The organism is Flavihumibacter profundi, assembly GCF_020076305.1.
GTDB lineage: Bacteria > Bacteroidota > Bacteroidia > Chitinophagales > Chitinophagaceae > Flavihumibacter > Flavihumibacter profundi.
The window spans coordinates 422,700-439,005 of record NZ_JAIQXE010000003.1 but is presented as its reverse complement, the minus strand read 5'-3'; the positions used below and the strand labels follow the sequence as shown (position 1 = coordinate 439,005).

Sequence of the window (16,306 nt, the reverse complement as noted above, 5' to 3'; positions counted from 1 at the left end):
CCAGGAAGGTGTATAATTGTAGTGTATGTTCAAAAAATAGACTCAAGCCTTCCCAAACGGGAAGGCTTTTTTTTAATTAAAAGCAAGAAAAATAAAATGAAAGTCGCAGTTGTGGGTGCCACCGGACTAGTAGGCACCAAAATGTTACAGGTTCTGGCAGAACGCAATTTCCCTGTTACCGAGCTGATCCCCGTAGCCTCTGAAAAATCAGTGGGAAAGGAAGTAGAATACAAGGGTAAAAAATACAAAGTAGTAAGCATGACTGATGCCATTGCAGCAAAACCAGCCGTGGCTTTGTTTTCAGCAGGGGGCAGCACCTCACTTGAATGGGCGCCAAAATTTGCTGAAGCTGGCATTACGGTCATCGATAATTCATCTGCCTGGAGAATGGACCCCACGAAAAAACTGGTCGTTCCTGAAATTAATGCAGATGCATTAACTGTAAACGATAAAATCATCGCTAATCCGAACTGCTCCACTATACAAATGGTGGTTGCTCTGAATCCTTTGCATAAGAAATACCATATCAAAAGACTTGTGGTGTCTACTTACCAGAGTGTTACCGGAACCGGCGTAAAGGCGGTTACCCAGTTAATGAATGAGCGTCAGGGTATTGAAGGCGAAATGGCATATAAATACCAGATTGATATGAATGCAATTCCGCAAATTGATGTATTCCTCGATAATGGATATACGAAGGAAGAAATGAAAATGGTGAACGAGACCAAAAAGATCATGCGAGACGATAGTATTCGTGTTACGGCTACAACAGTCCGTATTCCGGTGATGGGCGGACATAGTGAAAGCGTAAATGTGGAGTTCGACAATGAGTTTGACATAAACGAAGTAAAATCCTTATTGGCAGCGGCACCCGGAGTAGTATTGGTGGATGATCCCGCCAACGCAAAATATCCGATGCCGAAGGACGCACACGAAAAAGATGAAGTTTTTGTCGGCCGCTTGAGAAGGGATGAGTCTCAGCCAAATACCCTGAATATGTGGATCGTAAGTGATAACCTCCGAAAAGGTGCGGCAACCAATGCTGTACAGATTGCAGAATACCTGCTTCAGAAAGGGTTGTTAGGATAAAGAATGATTAGTCAAAACTACGGTTGAGGAAATTTAACAGGGGCTGCAATGTTGTAAAAGCTTCGGTTACTTTCTTCACCATAGTTTTGTCTTGTAAATCGCTATCAGGAATTTGTTTAATGGCGACGAAACTTTTAAAAACAAGGTATTCGGCCGCAGGGGAGTCTTTTTCAAATCCCTGGGGAACGCGGGTTAATTTCAAATCAGCACTTTCGGAAAGTTTGCCGAAAACTGATTTGAATTTTTTCCCTTCAACAATACTTCTAAACTCTTCCAGGTTATAATCAATTTCCTGCCGTACTTTTTTTAAATCCGGCGGCATTGGCATATACAATCCACCTCCAGTGAAGCTTTGCCCGGGTTCGATATGTATGTAATATCCTGCCCGCATCGACTTTTTGCCTCCCGCGTTAATACTTGCCCCGAAATTGGTTTTATAAGGCGATTTGTCTTTCGAGAATCGGACATCACGGTTAATGCGGAACAAACATTCTTTTGCCTTTAGGGCAGAAATTGATGGGTCATTTTTAGCATGGGTATCAATAACGGCCTGAACAAATTTTTCCATATCCTCCTTTGCCGCTTCGTAGGTTTTCCGGTTTTCATCGAACCAGGTTTTGTTATTGTTTTTCTTCAGGTCTTTCAGGAACCCGATTGTTGATTTCACCAACATTGCTTTTTTTTGTTGCTGCAAAAAAAACCGGATCAATTGAGCCGGTTCTGAAAAGGAAGGTACCTGGTACCTTAAAAGCACCAGGCAGGAATTATTTCACTTTACCCCAGTTTTCGCCGCTTTTGATGCGGTACATAGTCATTTCACTTACGCCATACTTTTCAGCTAGCTGGCGAATGGTAAGTGTCCTGCTTTTGCTACTGAGTGTCTTTTTAATTGATTTAACCTGCGTTGCATTGAGCTTTAACCCGGTCGCACGGTTGGCCTGGATTTTCTTATAAGCAACCTTTGCAGGACTGCTTTGCTGATGTTCGATCATTTCATCCAACGTAGCCCATTTCAGGTTCTTTAATGAATTGTCTGTTTTGTTATGATTAACATGAATCACATACCGGTGCTTTGGAGAAGGCTTCTTCAAAAAGAGACGGGCAATTTCACGGTGTATATACAACGTACCATTATTACCCGGACGGTGAAGATTCAGTGTTTTATAACCGGTTGTCAGCGACCCGTTCAATAATTTACCATCCTCCAGTACCGAATCGGTATAACTTGCTACGCGGCCACTGGATGATAATGCGTATTGTTTGCGAAGGTGTTTCCATCCCGGAAACTGGAGTGGCTTCCAGATTTCGCCTGTTAATGATTTGACCATCGTTCCCATTTTTTTAAAGTTACGAAAAGATATGCCACAAAACTTTTATGCGTTTATACATTCCCGATCATTTTTAAAAAATCTTCCTCGGTAATAATATGGATCTGGGGTATTTTTTTCGCCTTTTCCAGTTTTGAGCCGGCATCTTCACCTACCACCAGGTAATTCAGCTTACTGCTTACCCCGCTTAGCAATTTCCCACCCCGTTCTTCCACCATGGTTTCAGCATCAGACCGTTTCATGCGGTTAAGGGTACCTGTGAACAGGAAGGTCTGGCCTTCAAGCCCGCCTCCAGACAGTGTTTTCTTCTTTTCGCTCTTCATGTTTAGTCCCAGCTCTTTTAGCTCTTCCAGCATCTTCAGGTTGGCTGGATTATGAAAGAACTGGTGTATACTGGCAGCCACTTTTACACCTACATCTTCCACTTCCTGCAATTCTTCAAGGCTCATTTTGCTCAGTTCCATCAGGTTACTTACGGCCTGGGCCAGTGTTTTGGCGGTGGTTTCACCAACGTAGCGAATACCAAGGGCAAAAATCAGGCGGTGCAGGGGTTGGTGCTTGGATTTACTGATGGCCTCCGAAAGGTTACTAATCGACTTTTCCCCAAATCCTTCCATGCCGCCGATTTTCTCAAAGGGCAACCGGTAAATTGAGGGGATATCTTTCAGGTAGCCCAACTCGTAAAATTTACGCACATTGGCTTCCCCAAAACTGCGGATGTCCATGGCGTCTTTAGAAACAAAATGGATGATGCGCTCCACAACCTGTGCCGGGCAATCAATATTGATACAACGCCATACCGCCTCACCTTCTTCCTTAAATAATCTTGATTTGCATTCGGGACATTTAACCGGGAATTCAATCGGTTGTTCCTTTCCGTTACGGACTTCGGGCAATGACTTTACAATATAGGGAATCACATCCCCAGCACGCTCTACCAATACCATATCCCCAATCATCAGGTCTTTTTCACGGATAACGTCCTCATTAAAAAGGCTGATGGAAGCAACCGTTACGCCCCCGATGGGTACGGGGTCTATTTTCGCTACCGGCGTAATGGCCCCTGTCCGGCCTACCTGGAATTCAACATCCTTCAGGCGGCTTGTTGCCTGCCTCGCTTTAAACTTATAGGCTATCGCCCAACGCGGATGGTGCGTTGTCATTCCCAGGCGGTCCTGCAGGTCAAGCCGGTTTACCTTAATCACCATACCATCAATTTCGTAGGGTAATTCATCCCGGCCCTCTTCAAATTCCTTGCAATAAGCGATTACATCTTTTATTCCTTTAAATACTTTTTTTTCTTTATTAGGGCTCCTGAAACCCAATTCCCAAAGCAATTCAAGGCTTCCGGAATGGGTTCTCAAAGCGGCTGGCATCCCTCCGGTATCAACATGGTAGCTGATGTGGTACAAAAAAGCTTCAAGGTTACGCCGCTTTACTTCCTTAGGGTCTTTGATGCGCAAAGAACCTGATGCGGCATTCCTTGGATTCGCAAGTGGCGGCAGGTTCTGTTCAGCCAGTTTTTCGTTGAATGCCTTGAAATGTTTTTTTGTCAGCAAAACCTCCCCACGAATCTCAATCTGTTGGATGCCATAATCTGAAAATTTTGCGGAAAGCGGTACTGACCTGATCTGCCGGATATTAGTGGTGATTTCATCGCCCTGAACCCCATCACCCCGGGTTGCACCACGAACCAGCAGGTCGTTTTCATAAATGAGGGAAATACTAGCCCCGTCAAATTTTGGTTCAACGCAGTATTCAATATGTGCCTCCCCGGATCCCTCACGAACCCGCCGGTCCCAATCTGCCAGGTCTTCTGCATTGTATGAATTATCCAGTGACAACATTGGTACAAGGTGCGAAACAGTGGGGAAGGATGGAGTTAAACCATTTGCAACACGCTGGGTTGGCGAATCCGGCCGGACCAGTTTGGGATGTTTTTCTTCTATCCTTTCCAGGGCCTTGTACAACTGGTCATATTCGAAATCTGACACTAAGGGCGAGTCCAGCAGATAATACCTGTATTCATGGAACCGCAGCACCTCCCGAAGGATCTCAACCTCAGCCACCGGGATATCTGGTAGCTGTTGGAGGAGTTGCACGGTCTTCGCCTGCCATTCATGTGTTTGTTTCTGGGTGTACATATTCTTATTGCCAATTGCCCCAAATATATAATTTCTTGCCAGCGTAATGTATAAGCTCGTGGTATTCCGGGAAATGGCAAAAATGTATACTAAAACAGGCGGTAAAAATGTAGTATTGTACAAAGTTTTTTGGTGTCTTTTTGAAAAACTTGAACAACCTTAAGGTTAGCACTATGAAAAAGATTTCCCGTTTCAGTCATTTTGGAGAATTGGGTGATAAGGATTATTTCAGGATAGCCCTGTCGGTGGATTGTGTGATTTTCGGATTTGAAGACAATGAATTGAAAGTTCTGGTGATTAAATGCAATTTAAATGAGTACAAAGGAAAATGGTCATTACTCGGCGACCTGGTTAAGCCCGATGAAGATATCGAAACAGCTTCCTACAGGATTTTGAAAGAGCGGACAGGACTCAATGATGTTTACCTGGAACAGGTGCGCACTTTTGGCAAACCCGGTCGGCACCCTGCGGGTAGGGTAATTACTGTTGCTTATTTTTCCCTTGTGAATATCAAGAACCACAAGTTGAAATTGTCTGACAATGAATTGCACTGGCATCCGGTAAATGATATTCAGGAAATGGCTTTTGACCACAGGGAAATTTTACAATGCTGCCTGGATCAGCTAAGAGAAAAAATAGAGGATTATCCGCTGGTGTTCAACTTACTACCGGGTAAATTCTCTTTAAGGGAATTACAATGCCTTTATGAAGCTATTTTAAATACAAAACTCGACCGGAGGAATTTCAGGAAGAAGTTCTTCATGATGGATTGGCTGATCGACCTTGATGAGCTTGAAGTTGACGTGCCCCATCGCCCCGGGAAACTTTACAAGTTTAACCAGGAGAAATTCGGTAAAGCTGTTAGTGGAATGGATAGAAATAAACGCACAAATTCAGTTCACCGATAACTGGTGTTGAATTACAAAAGAAATGATCTCCTCCAAAGGAATTGATATCCTGCTGATGGCATCTTCAATATCGGTACGGTCAACCTGCGCAGCAAAGGATGGCGTTTTCAGCTTCTTCATCACCGATTTTACATCCATGCCCTCATAACGCGTTGGCCTGACCAGCGCTGCAGCATGTATGAACCCCGATAATTCATCAAACACATAAATCATTTTTTCCATAGTTGTTTCCGGTTCAACTCCAAAATGTCTTGGCCCGTGGCAGGCGATGGTACGGATTACCAGGGGATCTATTTGTCTTTTCTCCAGTTCTTCAATAATGATGCGGCAATGGGCATCAGGATATTTTTCCCAGTCGGCATCGTGGAGTACCCCGGCCATCCACCACTTATGGGCCTCGGCTTCTGTAAGTTTTTCCCGCTCCAGGGCCCAGGCCTTCATCACGGCACCCACCTGCCGCATATGCAACCGGAGGCGTTCATTGGGCACCCAATCCTGTAAAAGGGCAAGGGTTTCGGCTTCGGATAAAACGTTTCCGGTATTGGCCGGGTTGCCAAATTGAGTTCTGCCAAGGGCTAAAATGAGCATCTGTTTAAATTTAATGTAAAAATATTTATTGAATATCAATTAGTTATAAAAGTATGATTAAAAATAACGGGTCAAAAGCTTGGAACTAAATACAGTACTTGCCTACCTTTGCGCTCCGAATTATTTCACCAAACTGACTACCTGGTTGGAGGTAGCAGACTAAATTAAGTTAAATGAGCAAATTACATTTCACCACCAAGCATGCGAACGAGGCTACCGTGCAACATAACTGGTATGTTGTTGATGGTACCAATCAAACCGTAGGTCGTATGTGCGCCAGAATCGCGGCCATTTTGCGTGGTAAGAACAAAGCGTACTATACTCCACACGTAGATTGTGGCGATTTTATTATTGTGATCAATGCCGACAAGGTTAAGTTCACCGGAAACAAACTTGAGCAGAAAGTGTATGAGAACTTCAGTGGTTACCCAGGTGGCCGTAAGGAAGAAGTTGCGCAGGACCTGTTGAAGCGCCGCCCGGAAGTGATCATCGAGCGTGCTGTAAAAGGCATGTTACCGAAGAACCGCCTGGGCCGTAAGATGTACAAGAAGTTGTTTGTATATGCTGGTGGAAACCATCCGCATACTGCACAGCAGCCTAAAGATCTGAAATTCTAATCCACATTATCAATTTTCAAATTCCACAATACATGGAAAAGCAAAAAAATGGTTTGGGTCGTCGTAAAGCTGCTGTAACACGCGTGTTCCTCAGCAAAGGCGATGGCAAAATCACTGTAAACGATAAAGATTATAAAGTGTATTTCCCGTTGGTTTATTTACAGAACCAGGTGGAAGGACCACTTAAAGCCATTGAAGCGACCGATAAATTCGATATCGTTATCAATGCAACAGGTGGTGGTGTAAAAGGCCAGGCTGAAGCTGCCAAGCTCGGTATTGCCCGCGCACTGCTCGAAGTAAATGCTGAATACCGCCCGACCCTTAAAGCTGCAGGGTTCCTTCACCGCGATCCTCGTAACGTGGAGCGTAAGAAGCCTGGTAAGAAGAAAGCCCGTAGAAGCTTCCAGTTCAGTAAGAGATAATTTTATAATACTATTAATAAGTCTATAATGGAAAATAATACTTCGTTGCAACAGCAATTGCTTGAGGCTGGCGTTCACTTCGGTCACCTCAAGAAGAAGTGGAACCCCAAAATGTTGCCTTATATCTTCGCTGAGAAGAAAGGTATTCATATCATCGACCTGAACAAGACTACTGAAAGTCTGCAGGAAGCTTCTGCTGCCCTGAAGCAGATCGCCCGCAGTGGTAAGAAAATCATGTTCGTTGGTACCAAGAAACAAGCGAAAGAAATCGCTACCCAGTGCGCCCAGCGAGTGAACATGCCATTTGTAACCGAGCGTTGGCTCGGTGGTATGCTCACTAACTTCAACACGGTTCGTAAGAGCGTGAAGAAAATGCAGAGCATTGAAAAAATGTTGGGTGATGGTACTTTGGACAATATCACCAAGAAAGAGCGTTTGACCCTTACCCGCGATAAAGAGAAAATGGAAAAAGTATTAGGTGGTATCGCCCAGTTAGGCCGTATCCCTGCCGCTTTGTTCATCATCGATATCGGCCATGAGCATATTGCACTGGCTGAAGCAAAGCGCCTGGGCATCACTACTTTCGGTATGGTTGATACAAACTGTGACCCGAATAAGGTTGATTTCCCGATCCCCGCAAACGATGATGCTACCAAGAGTATCGCCATCATTATCGAATACATCACAGCAGCAATCGCTGAAGGTCTTGCTGAAAGACAAGCTGCGAAAGATGAAGATGTTGAAGATAACCAGGATGAGAACGAAAGACGTGCAGCCCGCATGGAAGCTGAAGCCCAGGCTGAAGCTGCCCGTGGTGGCCGCGGTGGTCGCGGTGCAGGTCCTGGTGCAGGTGGTCCTGGCGGACAAGCGAAGCGTCGTGTTCCAAACAGTCCAAAGAGAACCGGAGCGAGATAATAAGCAGGTAAATAGTAAATGGTGAATGGGAAAATGAAATCCGCAGTCGGAAAATTATGTACCATTCACGATTCACCATTTACTATTCACTTCTAATTGATTAATTAACAAACATAATTTCCATATATGTCAACTGTAACAATTACAGCTGCGGATATCAATAAGCTGCGCCAGGCAACTGGAGCAGGTATGATGGATTGCCGCAAAGCCCTCACAGAAAACAATGGTGATTTCGAAGCTGCGATCGACTGGTTGCGTAAGAAAGGAGCTAAAGTAGCTGCCCTGCGTAGCGACCGCGATGCTAAAGAAGGTGTGGTGCTGGCTAAAACAACTGCAGATAACAAAACAGGTATTGCATTATGCGTTAGCTGTGAAACTGATTTCGTGAGCAAGAATGCAGACTTCGTTGCATTTGCACAAAGCATCATGGATGCAGCTATTGCCAATAATGTGAAGAGTGCTGATGAGCTGAACAATGTTGCGATTAATGGTCAGAAAATCGCCGACCTGGTAAATGATAAACTTGCTTCTATCGGTGAGAAAATCGGCATCTCTAAATTTGAGCGTATCGATGCAGCATATGTTGCTTCTTATATCCATGGCGCAAACCGTATGGGTGTATTGGTTGGCCTGACCAAAGAAGCCCCTGAAGCAGGAAAAGATGTAGCTATGCAAATTGCTGCGATGAATCCTGTTGCTGTTGATCCTGATGCAGTTCCTGCCGATATTGTTGCCCGTGAAAAAGCAATCATCACCGACCAGGTAGCTGCTGATCCAAAAATGGCTGGCAAGCCTGCTGAAATGATCGAAAAGATCGCTTCCGGTAAACTGAATGCTTTCTTTAAAGAAAGCACCCTGCTGGCACAAGCCTTCGTAAAAGATGGCGGTATGAGTGTTGCTGATTACCTGAAATCTGCAGGTGACGTGAAAGTTACCGAGTTCAAGCGCGTTGCGCTTGGATAATAATTTTAGGCAATATATAATTTTCGGGAACCCGGTTGCAATTAGCAACCGGGTTCTCTTTTTTACCTATTTGTCTTTTGGTCTTTTTTGCCCATAATTTTTTCTGCGCCACCACAGCATGAACCCTGTTATTGATAATATGGCTGGTGAAAGCCCGACAAACAGGTACAAAACTTTTGAATAGCTGCCTGCGAAACTGCCCACATGAAAGCTATAGGCCACAGCTGACTACAATATGTTCCTCCAGGTTTTCACCATCCCTTTTTGTAAAAGGGATATGCATAAACGTTGGTTCGAAACCTGGATAAATCTCCTGCACGGCATGTAATATTTTATCCAGGTCATTTCAATACCACTGAAAAATATCATTACATTAAATAGCAGCGCCCATACACCAATATATCGGTGAAGTCCGGATGCACCTGCCTCCAGTTTTTCCATTTGACAGGTGCCCGTAAAACCAATGCTTTCAAAACGTACTTTTTGTAAATGATGATGCCGGTGATAATATTGGTAAAGAGTAATAATCCGGCTAATGTGATGACCAGCATAGCCCCCGATAAACCAAGAATTAATAGCCAGCTACCATTAATTAATCCAAGCCAGCTATGCAGACTAAAAATTCTTCTATTGAAAGATTTAGCCATAATAACAGGTTGCCTTCACACGTAGAAGCAATATGTAAATGTTGATGAATAAATAATAATACCCATAATTACAGGCTTAAATTATTATGGCATATCTTTTATTTCTGCCCAGCTGATCTCACCAATTTTTTTGATCAGCAACCAATTGGCGAGTATGCTTAAGACTGTTAATAACAATACCACCGCAATAAATTTATATACCAGGAAATGCATCAATCCGGTTGACCCGGTAATGATCATCATCATCATTCCCCGAAGGAAATTCCCCGACTTATCTTTCATTACCGGAGGCCTGGAAGCGGGTAATGATTTCCTTCCCAGCAACAATATAGTGCAGCAAATCACAAGCTGGTTGGATAATCCTAATAACAGGTTCGGTAAAATTTCCCAACCTTTCCAAACTATACCACCAACAAATAGCAGGAACGCCAGGGGTAAAAAGAATTTGCATACCATACTCAAAAAACTGCCCTGGATAATAGATCCGGGCTTTCCTACAGGGTAACTATAGAAAACCCAGGAAGCCTTGTATTCATCTGCAATGGCAATTTGCTGGATGGCACTGATGATGATAAAGGAGCTCATATATAGCAGGAAAATAAAACCAAAGGAATCCCCCATCATTTTAGCCGAGCCTTCCGCCTGATCACCGGTGCGCGGCAAAAACATCAGGATGACCCAGATAACAAGATAACCTATGGTCGGATAAACCCGCATCCTGAAACCCCGGTTGCGGTTCGTCCAGCGCCAGGTGAACAGGAACCCTGCCCTGGTAATGGCATCCCTGGTTAATAACCCCACCAAAAGTTCAGGCAGGGGTTTTCGTTTTGTGGACTGTTTGTAATAGTTGACGGTTGATAATGCCTGGGGTTCTGCGCCGCTGCTATTAATCATCGACAACTTTTGGTTAAACGCCGGTGCAAGGATGCTGATTACAACCCAGATACTGCCTAAACTGGTTATCACACTCAGTACTAAAAAAAACCAGCCACCGGTATTGGCCGATCCATTCAGTGTGGTCCAGGCCCTGCCAAACCAATAAGGTGGAAAAATGCGGACAAAAGGGTTTTCGGCTATACTGAACTGTTGGAATTCACTGCGGTCTGTCAGGCGTAAAAAAACCTGGTAGCCTCCATAAATAAATATTACAAATCCTACCTGGAACCAGGCGATAAAGGATTTGAATTTTTCCGCCGACATGATTTTCAGCACAAGCAGGTAGACTGCATTAATCAGGAAGATGGCGAAAAGACTGGCGAGCAGGACCAGGGAAAAAAGTGATAATGCAGCCCACCATCCGGTTGCCATGCCGTTATAAATTATTGCCGGCAGGCTCATGGGCAGTATTACCCTGATCAGGTGAACCAGAATATGCAGCAATTTGGCCATGAGAATGGTCCGGTCATTCACGGGCTTTGGCAGCAATATCATATTGTCTTTCACATCAATCAGCACGGAAGTGAAATCAGTGATCAATACTGAAGCCAGTAAGAAAAGAAAAGCCAGGAAAAAAAAACTGAAATGGGTGATATCGTCTTTCCCTAATACAAATGCGATCAGGTTGATCATTCCCATCACCAAAGCCATCAGCATTGTGCCGAGCATGGCATTGCTGATACCTTCTTTCTTCACCCTTCCACGGGTTTGCTGGAATGTATTTGGGCGGCGATCATCCATTATCAGCTTATACCGCAATATCAGTGCGAGCTGGCCGGTATTGATTCCCCAGCTTTCATATAATCGCCGGGGCAATAAAACAAGGGTATAAAATGCCCGGCTGATCTTATTCATTTATATCAGGGGTTGTAGCGGTTTCATTCCCGAATGCGGAGACCAGGCTGGCAGCTGCGTCATGAAGCGATTTGCTGGCCGTTAGCTGGGCGAAAATATTTTCCAGGCTTCCCTGGCCCTGGCTTTGCTGCAGGCTTGCAAAACTGCCATCGGCCACAATCACGCCATTGTTGATAAGTACTATGCGGTCACTTACTTTTTCCACCACATCCATCATATGGCTGCAATAGAAAATGGTTTTTCCTTCAGCTGCCAGTTTGCTGATCAGCTCTTTAATGATGATTACACTGTTGGCATCAAGCCCGCTTAAGGGTTCATCAAGGATCAGGATATCGGGGTTGTGGATGAGTCCGGATATCAGTAAAACCTTTTGCCGCATGCCTTTACTAAAAGTATCCATACGCTGGTGCATATTAGCTTCAAGACCAAGCGCGTTCAGCATCCGATGGATTCTTGTTTGGGCGGTATCAGGGGGGATTTCATAAAGCCCGGCTACCAGTTCCAGGAATTCAGCAGCAGTAAGTACTTCATATAATTCTGCCAGTTCGGGTACATAACCGATGATCCTTTTTACGGATAAAGGATCCTCCCGGAGGCTGATACCTTTTACTGTTACAGATCCTTCAAAATCCGGCAACAGGCCGCAAAGGATCTTTACAGTCGTGCTTTTCCCGGCCCCATTTGGCCCGATATAGCCGATCACCTGGCCGGGGAAAATATCAAGGCTGATATTGTTCAGGACCTGCTTGCTGCCATAGGATTTGAACAAAGATTGAATGCGGATGATTGGTTCCATAAGTATAGAAACATAAAAATAACCTTTCTTTGCACCACAAGAAAACGGAATGCCATATGGAACCCAGGTATAAAAGAATTTTGCTGAAGCTCTCTGGTGAAGCCCTGATGGGTGAAGGCGGTGAAAACGGTTATGAACCCCTTAACCACTCTATCATTGCGCAATATGCCCGTGAAATCAAGGCAGTGGTTAAAGCAGGTGTAGAAGTTGCCCTGGTGATAGGTGGTGGTAATATTTACCGCGGGATGAATGAAGCGGATACTGGTATTGAAAGGGCACATGGCGATTATATGGGCATGCTGGCGACAGTAATAAATGGCATGGCGGTACAGGCCGGACTCGAAAAGGAAGGTGTGTTTACGCGCCTGCAAAGTGCCATTAAAATGGAACAGATTGCTGAACCGTATATCCGCAGGCGGGCCATCCGGCACCTCGAAAAACACCGGGTGGTAATTTTTGGTGCAGGCACGGGGAATCCGTATTTCACAACCGATACAGCCGGGTCTTTGCGTGCTATTGAAATCAAGGCCGACGTTATTTTAAAGGGTACACGTGTGGATGGAATTTACACGGCCGATCCTGAAAAGGACCCGACAGCTACAAAATTTGACACCATCAGCTTTCGCGATTGCATCAATAAGAACCTGAAGGTGATGGATATGACCGCTTTTACCCTTTGCATGGAGAATAATCTGCCAATTATCGTTTTCGATATGAATAAACCCGGAAACCTTATGAAAGTGGTTATGGGCGAGAAAGTTGGCACTATGGTACAGGGCTAAAGCGTATTTTTACGCGAATGCCGGCCCCTGCTTGCAGGTTTGGGTTATCATTATTACATTGCAGTATGAAAAGCCACCTTTAATAGGGTGGTTTTTTAATCCCCTGTCTTAAGATCCCATGGAAGCCCGCTGAAGGATTTACTCCGAAAACTCCGACCATTATGACTACGTTATTCAATTTATTGGAAATCAGGATCTCCGTGGGGATAGTAGAAATTATCATTTTTCAATTTGGGGCCATTGCGCTCGGCTTTGCTATTCACCTCTTTATAACTTCTCGCAGAAATACACGCCTTCAAATGCAACAGCCTTCGGATACAGCTGCTTACCAGGAAGCAGATGAATGGAAGCTGAAATATTTTAATGATACTGAAGATTACGAAAAGCGAATAGCGAAACTTCAGCATGAACTGAAGTTGTCGCGCGAAAATGAACAGTTCCTTGCGATGGAAATTGATTCAGTGCGGCAGGAAAGGGAAGAATTGCTCGAAAGCCAGGCCGAACTTGCATCTCCGGCCAGGCAAACTACTGAATACCTGCAGGAATTGCAGGATGCACAACAACACATGATTCAGCACAATGAGCGGATGCATCAGTTGTTGTCCCAGATCGAACAGCTTAAACAAATGGAACAGAAGCATCTTGAACTGGTGCATGCCAACGATTTGCTGACAAAGCAAATGGGCGATATGCGGGTGCAGCTGGTGGAAAAGGAAAATGATATCCGCGCATTGAGGCAGCAGAACAGGTTGGGCGAAGAAATGCAACAGCGCCTGGAAAAAGTATATGCCGATTATAATAGCCTGCTGGAGAAAATGCATAAACTGGAAGCGCATGTTGCTACCAGCCAAAAAGAAGGTAGTTCCTACGCAGAAATGCAGGATTCCTATTTTAAGGTTACAAAAGAACTTGATGAGTTAAAGGTGAAATACCTGAACCTGCTGGAAGAAAGCCAGCGCACTACCCGAACACTTGCTGATGTTGAAGACAAACTCCGGGAAGCTAATTTCCAGCGGATGCAATTGCAAAAGAAAACAACTTATTTAGAGGAGCTGAACCAGGACCTGCAACAAGTTTCTGAGCACCATAACAAGTTGCATAGCCAAATGCGGAGGATAACCGAAATTGAGCAACTGCTTGCCAAAGCAACACAGTTTACTTCCACTCCCGATAAGGCTGATCCTTCTATCTGAAATCTGAACAATACGCTCAAATATTATTCAATATTTGATGCGACCGTTTGCCTGTTTCCTAAAATTGCTATACCCTGCCGGTAACCGAATCGCCTTAACTTTGCGGACAAACTGGAACTATGTCAAAACCTATTGCAGATATCCGCATTGAATATAAACGACATTCCTTAAGCGAAAAGGACGTACAGCATGATCCTATAAGGCAATTCGATCTTTGGTGGACTGAGGCGATCAGCAGCCAGATTGAGGAAGTTAATGCAATGACCCTGGCAACTGCGTCGTCTGATGGGTTGCCTTCAGCCCGAATTGTTTTATTGAAAGGGTTTACTGAAGAAGGCTTTGTTTTTTTTACCAATTACAATAGTTATAAAGGACAGCAGCTCGATGAAAATCCAAGGGCCTGCCTGGTATTTTTCTGGAAGGAACTGGAAAGGCAGGTTAGGATAACAGGGCTCATTGAAAAAGTGAGTGCTGAAGAAAGCGATGTGTATTTTTCAAGCCGTCCGGAATCGAGCAGGATCGGTGCATGGGCTTCACCCCAAAGTAAGGTTATTGAAAGCCGGGGCATCCTGGAAACTACTGAAGCAGAATTACAGAAAGCATTTGAAGGAAAAGAAATTCCAAGGCCTTTACATTGGGGAGGTTACCGCCTGAAGCCGGTAAGTGTAGAATTCTGGCAGGGCCGGCCAAGCCGTTTGCATGACCGCATCCATTACTCGTTAGAAGAAACGGGCAACTGGCGTATTGAAAGGCTTGCTCCTTAGGGGGTATTCAATAAGCAATAACTAGTATTGAAATTGTACTCTCAACGTACCCGATCAATAAACATCTATTCACTGGTTTCCAGGCTGGAGGCTACCTTCCTATTCCGGTAAGTATTTTCGGACTATACGGCACCCCCCTGTATTCAACCTGTGGGGGCTGAACCGGTTTCCATTCAGGAACAAATCGTTCAGGGTTGCTCCTAAAAAAAATGTGAAAACGATCTGGTAACATTTTCACATTTTCATCTCTTCAATTAAGACTGTACAACAACCGGCGCCTTTGCTTTTTTCGCCTGGGCTGGTCTTGCTGGCCTGCTTTTTCCGAAAGAGCCTTTGAAAATCTTTCCTTTTTTGGTTTTTTTATCACCTCTTCCCATGATCTGGTTTTTTAGTTGTTTAGGGCGCAAAAATACATAAAAAAGGGGAGAAGAAGGCTAAGTGGTAAACTCACCCTTCTTCTCCCACTTTAATGCTGTGGTGGCGCAGTGTTATAATTTTGAAGACAGTTCTTTACCTGCCTTGAAACGGGCAACTTTCTTAGCCTTGATTTTGATCACAGCACCAGTTTGTGGGTTGCGACCATTACGAGCTGCTCTTTTAGAAACAGAGAAAGTACCGAAACCAACCAGGGTAACTTTACCACCACCTTTCAGGGTTTTGGTAACTGCCTCGATGAAAGAATCCAAAGATTCGTTTGCCTGGGTTTTTGTAATGCCTGCGTCATCGGCAATTTTAGCGATTAATTCAGCTTTGTTCATAGTGGAAAATTTTAGAATTTTAAGCAGAACAAATATAGACGGTTTTTAATTCCAACAAATTTTTTTTTGTTTTTTTTCGAAGACTGTTTTTAGTGGCTGGAACCCGCACCAAATAAGCATTATAGAAGAAAAATAAAATATTTAAATTTGATATTACGGGAATCTGAAACCCTGAAATGCCCTACAGTAAAGGGTTTCATTAAATTTATCCTGAAATGCCCACCAGTACTGCATTACAGCTGAAGGTAGGTAATATACACAATAATGTTTTCTGCAGATTTTTATTATCCACAATTAGTGCACAAGTTCCATAACTGAACGGAAGGCAATGAACCGGTTTCCCCATTTTTCAAAGCTTTTTTTCCGGAGTATTTCTGCATACTGCGTAATATACCGGTTATAGGCTTCCCGGGTCTTTGCTGTATACTGTGCAGCAAAAGTGGGGCCATCTGTTTCATCCACTTCTATTAACCTTAGTAAACGGCTGTTTTCGAAGCAGCCCGTGGACAAAACTTCAGGCATATGTTCGTCTTTCATCCATTTTAACCAGTCTTCCATGATGGACCAGTCTATTTTCAGGGTAACATTATAAATAAACATA

Annotated in this window: 20 protein-coding genes; 9 read left to right on the top strand and 11 right to left on the bottom strand. The window is 44.2% G+C overall.

The window, feature by feature from the left end:
- Window positions 1–96: 96 nt before the first annotated feature.
- Window positions 97–1,089, top strand: coding sequence for an aspartate-semialdehyde dehydrogenase (locus LAQ65_RS16585; RefSeq protein ID WP_224118115.1), 993 nt, complete (start codon window positions 97–99; stop codon window positions 1,087–1,089).
- A gap of 7 nt (window positions 1,090–1,096) precedes the next feature.
- Here the strand turns inward: LAQ65_RS16585 and LAQ65_RS16580 are convergent, their stop codons facing one another.
- The 3 genes from LAQ65_RS16580 to ligA all read right to left on the bottom strand — a co-directional run bounded on the left by LAQ65_RS16580 (window position 1,097) and on the right by ligA (window position 4,684).
- On the bottom strand, window positions 1,097–1,762 hold the full coding sequence (locus LAQ65_RS16580; protein ID WP_224118114.1) for a DUF2461 domain-containing protein: 666 nt from the start codon (window positions 1,760–1,762) through the stop codon (window positions 1,097–1,099).
- A gap of 91 nt (window positions 1,763–1,853) precedes the next feature.
- Window positions 1,854–2,417: an NUMOD4 domain-containing protein gene (locus LAQ65_RS16575; RefSeq protein WP_224118113.1), complete on the bottom strand. Its 564-nt coding sequence runs from the start codon at window positions 2,415–2,417 to the stop codon at window positions 1,854–1,856.
- Window positions 2,418–2,470: 53 nt separating this feature from the next.
- Window positions 2,471–4,684, bottom strand: a complete 2,214-nt coding sequence (gene ligA, locus LAQ65_RS16570; protein ID WP_224118112.1) for an NAD-dependent DNA ligase LigA — start codon at window positions 4,682–4,684, stop codon at window positions 2,471–2,473.
- 50 nt (window positions 4,685–4,734) lie between these two features.
- Between ligA and LAQ65_RS16565 the strand changes: the two genes are divergently transcribed.
- On the top strand, window positions 4,735–5,469 hold the full coding sequence (locus tag LAQ65_RS16565; RefSeq protein WP_224118111.1) for an NUDIX hydrolase: 735 nt from the start codon (window positions 4,735–4,737) through the stop codon (window positions 5,467–5,469).
- Here the strand turns inward: LAQ65_RS16565 and LAQ65_RS16560 are convergent.
- Window positions 5,455–6,057, bottom strand: coding sequence for a hydrolase (locus tag LAQ65_RS16560; protein ID WP_224118110.1), 603 nt, complete (start codon window positions 6,055–6,057; stop codon window positions 5,455–5,457). The two genes, LAQ65_RS16565 and LAQ65_RS16560, sit on opposite strands and share 15 nt — an antisense overlap.
- A gap of 173 nt (window positions 6,058–6,230) precedes the next feature.
- Here LAQ65_RS16560 and rplM point away from each other — a divergent pair, with 173 nt between their 5' ends.
- The 4 genes from rplM (at window position 6,231) to tsf (ending at window position 8,974) form a co-directional block, all read left to right on the top strand.
- Entirely contained in the window at window positions 6,231–6,674 is a 444-nt protein-coding gene (gene rplM, locus LAQ65_RS16555) for a 50S ribosomal protein L13 (RefSeq protein ID WP_224118109.1), read from the top strand.
- 32 nt (window positions 6,675–6,706) lie between these two features.
- Window positions 6,707–7,096, top strand: a complete 390-nt coding sequence (gene rpsI / locus LAQ65_RS16550) for a 30S ribosomal protein S9 (RefSeq protein ID WP_224118108.1) — start codon at window positions 6,707–6,709, stop codon at window positions 7,094–7,096.
- A gap of 27 nt (window positions 7,097–7,123) precedes the next feature.
- Window positions 7,124–8,011 carry a 30S ribosomal protein S2 gene (gene rpsB / locus LAQ65_RS16545; protein WP_224118107.1) on the top strand — a complete coding sequence of 296 codons (888 nt, stop codon included), beginning with the start codon at window positions 7,124–7,126 and terminating at the stop codon, window positions 8,009–8,011.
- Between the two features lie 126 nt (window positions 8,012–8,137).
- Complete coding sequence (gene tsf, locus LAQ65_RS16540; RefSeq protein WP_224118106.1) at window positions 8,138–8,974, top strand: translation elongation factor Ts; 837 nt, start codon at window positions 8,138–8,140, stop codon at window positions 8,972–8,974.
- 66 nt (window positions 8,975–9,040) lie between these two features.
- On the opposite strand, the gene LAQ65_RS21215 is transcribed toward tsf, so the two are convergent.
- The 4 genes from LAQ65_RS21215 to LAQ65_RS16520 all read right to left on the bottom strand — a co-directional run bounded on the left by LAQ65_RS21215 (window position 9,041) and on the right by LAQ65_RS16520 (window position 12,208).
- Entirely contained in the window at window positions 9,041–9,196 is a 156-nt protein-coding gene (locus tag LAQ65_RS21215; RefSeq protein WP_224118105.1) for a PepSY domain-containing protein, read from the bottom strand.
- A 146-nt stretch (window positions 9,197–9,342) separates the two neighbouring features.
- The gene (locus LAQ65_RS16530) at window positions 9,343–9,621 is read right to left on the bottom strand and encodes a hypothetical protein (RefSeq protein WP_224118104.1); all 279 of its coding nucleotides are present in this window, start codon (window positions 9,619–9,621) and stop codon (window positions 9,343–9,345) included.
- A gap of 84 nt (window positions 9,622–9,705) precedes the next feature.
- Window positions 9,706–11,412, bottom strand: a complete 1,707-nt coding sequence (locus LAQ65_RS16525; protein ID WP_224118103.1) for a hypothetical protein — start codon at window positions 11,410–11,412, stop codon at window positions 9,706–9,708.
- Window positions 11,405–12,208, bottom strand: coding sequence for an ABC transporter ATP-binding protein (locus tag LAQ65_RS16520; protein ID WP_224118102.1), 804 nt, complete (start codon window positions 12,206–12,208; stop codon window positions 11,405–11,407). Before LAQ65_RS16520 ends, LAQ65_RS16525 begins: the two co-directional genes overlap by 8 nt.
- Window positions 12,209–12,264: 56 nt before the next feature.
- Here LAQ65_RS16520 and pyrH point away from each other — a divergent pair, with 56 nt between their 5' ends.
- The 3 genes from pyrH (at window position 12,265) to pdxH (ending at window position 14,947) form a co-directional block, all read left to right on the top strand.
- Window positions 12,265–12,990 (top strand): UMP kinase, encoded by a 726-nt coding sequence (gene pyrH / locus LAQ65_RS16515; RefSeq protein WP_224118101.1) that lies wholly within the window; start codon window positions 12,265–12,267, stop codon window positions 12,988–12,990.
- A 161-nt stretch (window positions 12,991–13,151) separates the two neighbouring features.
- Complete coding sequence (locus LAQ65_RS16510) at window positions 13,152–14,183, top strand: hypothetical protein (RefSeq protein ID WP_224118100.1); 1,032 nt, start codon at window positions 13,152–13,154, stop codon at window positions 14,181–14,183.
- Window positions 14,184–14,302: 119 nt separating this feature from the next.
- Complete coding sequence (gene pdxH / locus LAQ65_RS16505) at window positions 14,303–14,947, top strand: pyridoxamine 5'-phosphate oxidase (protein ID WP_224118099.1); 645 nt, start codon at window positions 14,303–14,305, stop codon at window positions 14,945–14,947.
- A gap of 254 nt (window positions 14,948–15,201) precedes the next feature.
- Here pdxH and LAQ65_RS16500 read toward each other — a convergent pair whose 3' ends face one another.
- The 3 genes from LAQ65_RS16500 to LAQ65_RS16490 all read right to left on the bottom strand — a co-directional run bounded on the left by LAQ65_RS16500 (window position 15,202) and on the right by LAQ65_RS16490 (window position 16,305).
- Complete coding sequence (locus LAQ65_RS16500) at window positions 15,202–15,324, bottom strand: 30S ribosomal protein THX (protein ID WP_224118098.1); 123 nt, start codon at window positions 15,322–15,324, stop codon at window positions 15,202–15,204.
- A 111-nt stretch (window positions 15,325–15,435) separates the two neighbouring features.
- Window positions 15,436–15,723 carry an HU family DNA-binding protein gene (locus LAQ65_RS16495; protein ID WP_224118470.1) on the bottom strand — a complete coding sequence of 96 codons (288 nt, stop codon included), beginning with the start codon at window positions 15,721–15,723 and terminating at the stop codon, window positions 15,436–15,438.
- Between the two features lie 276 nt (window positions 15,724–15,999).
- Window positions 16,000–16,305 carry a DUF4286 family protein gene (locus LAQ65_RS16490; protein WP_224118097.1) on the bottom strand — a complete coding sequence of 102 codons (306 nt, stop codon included), beginning with the start codon at window positions 16,303–16,305 and terminating at the stop codon, window positions 16,000–16,002.
- Window position 16,306: the final 1 nt, after the last annotated feature.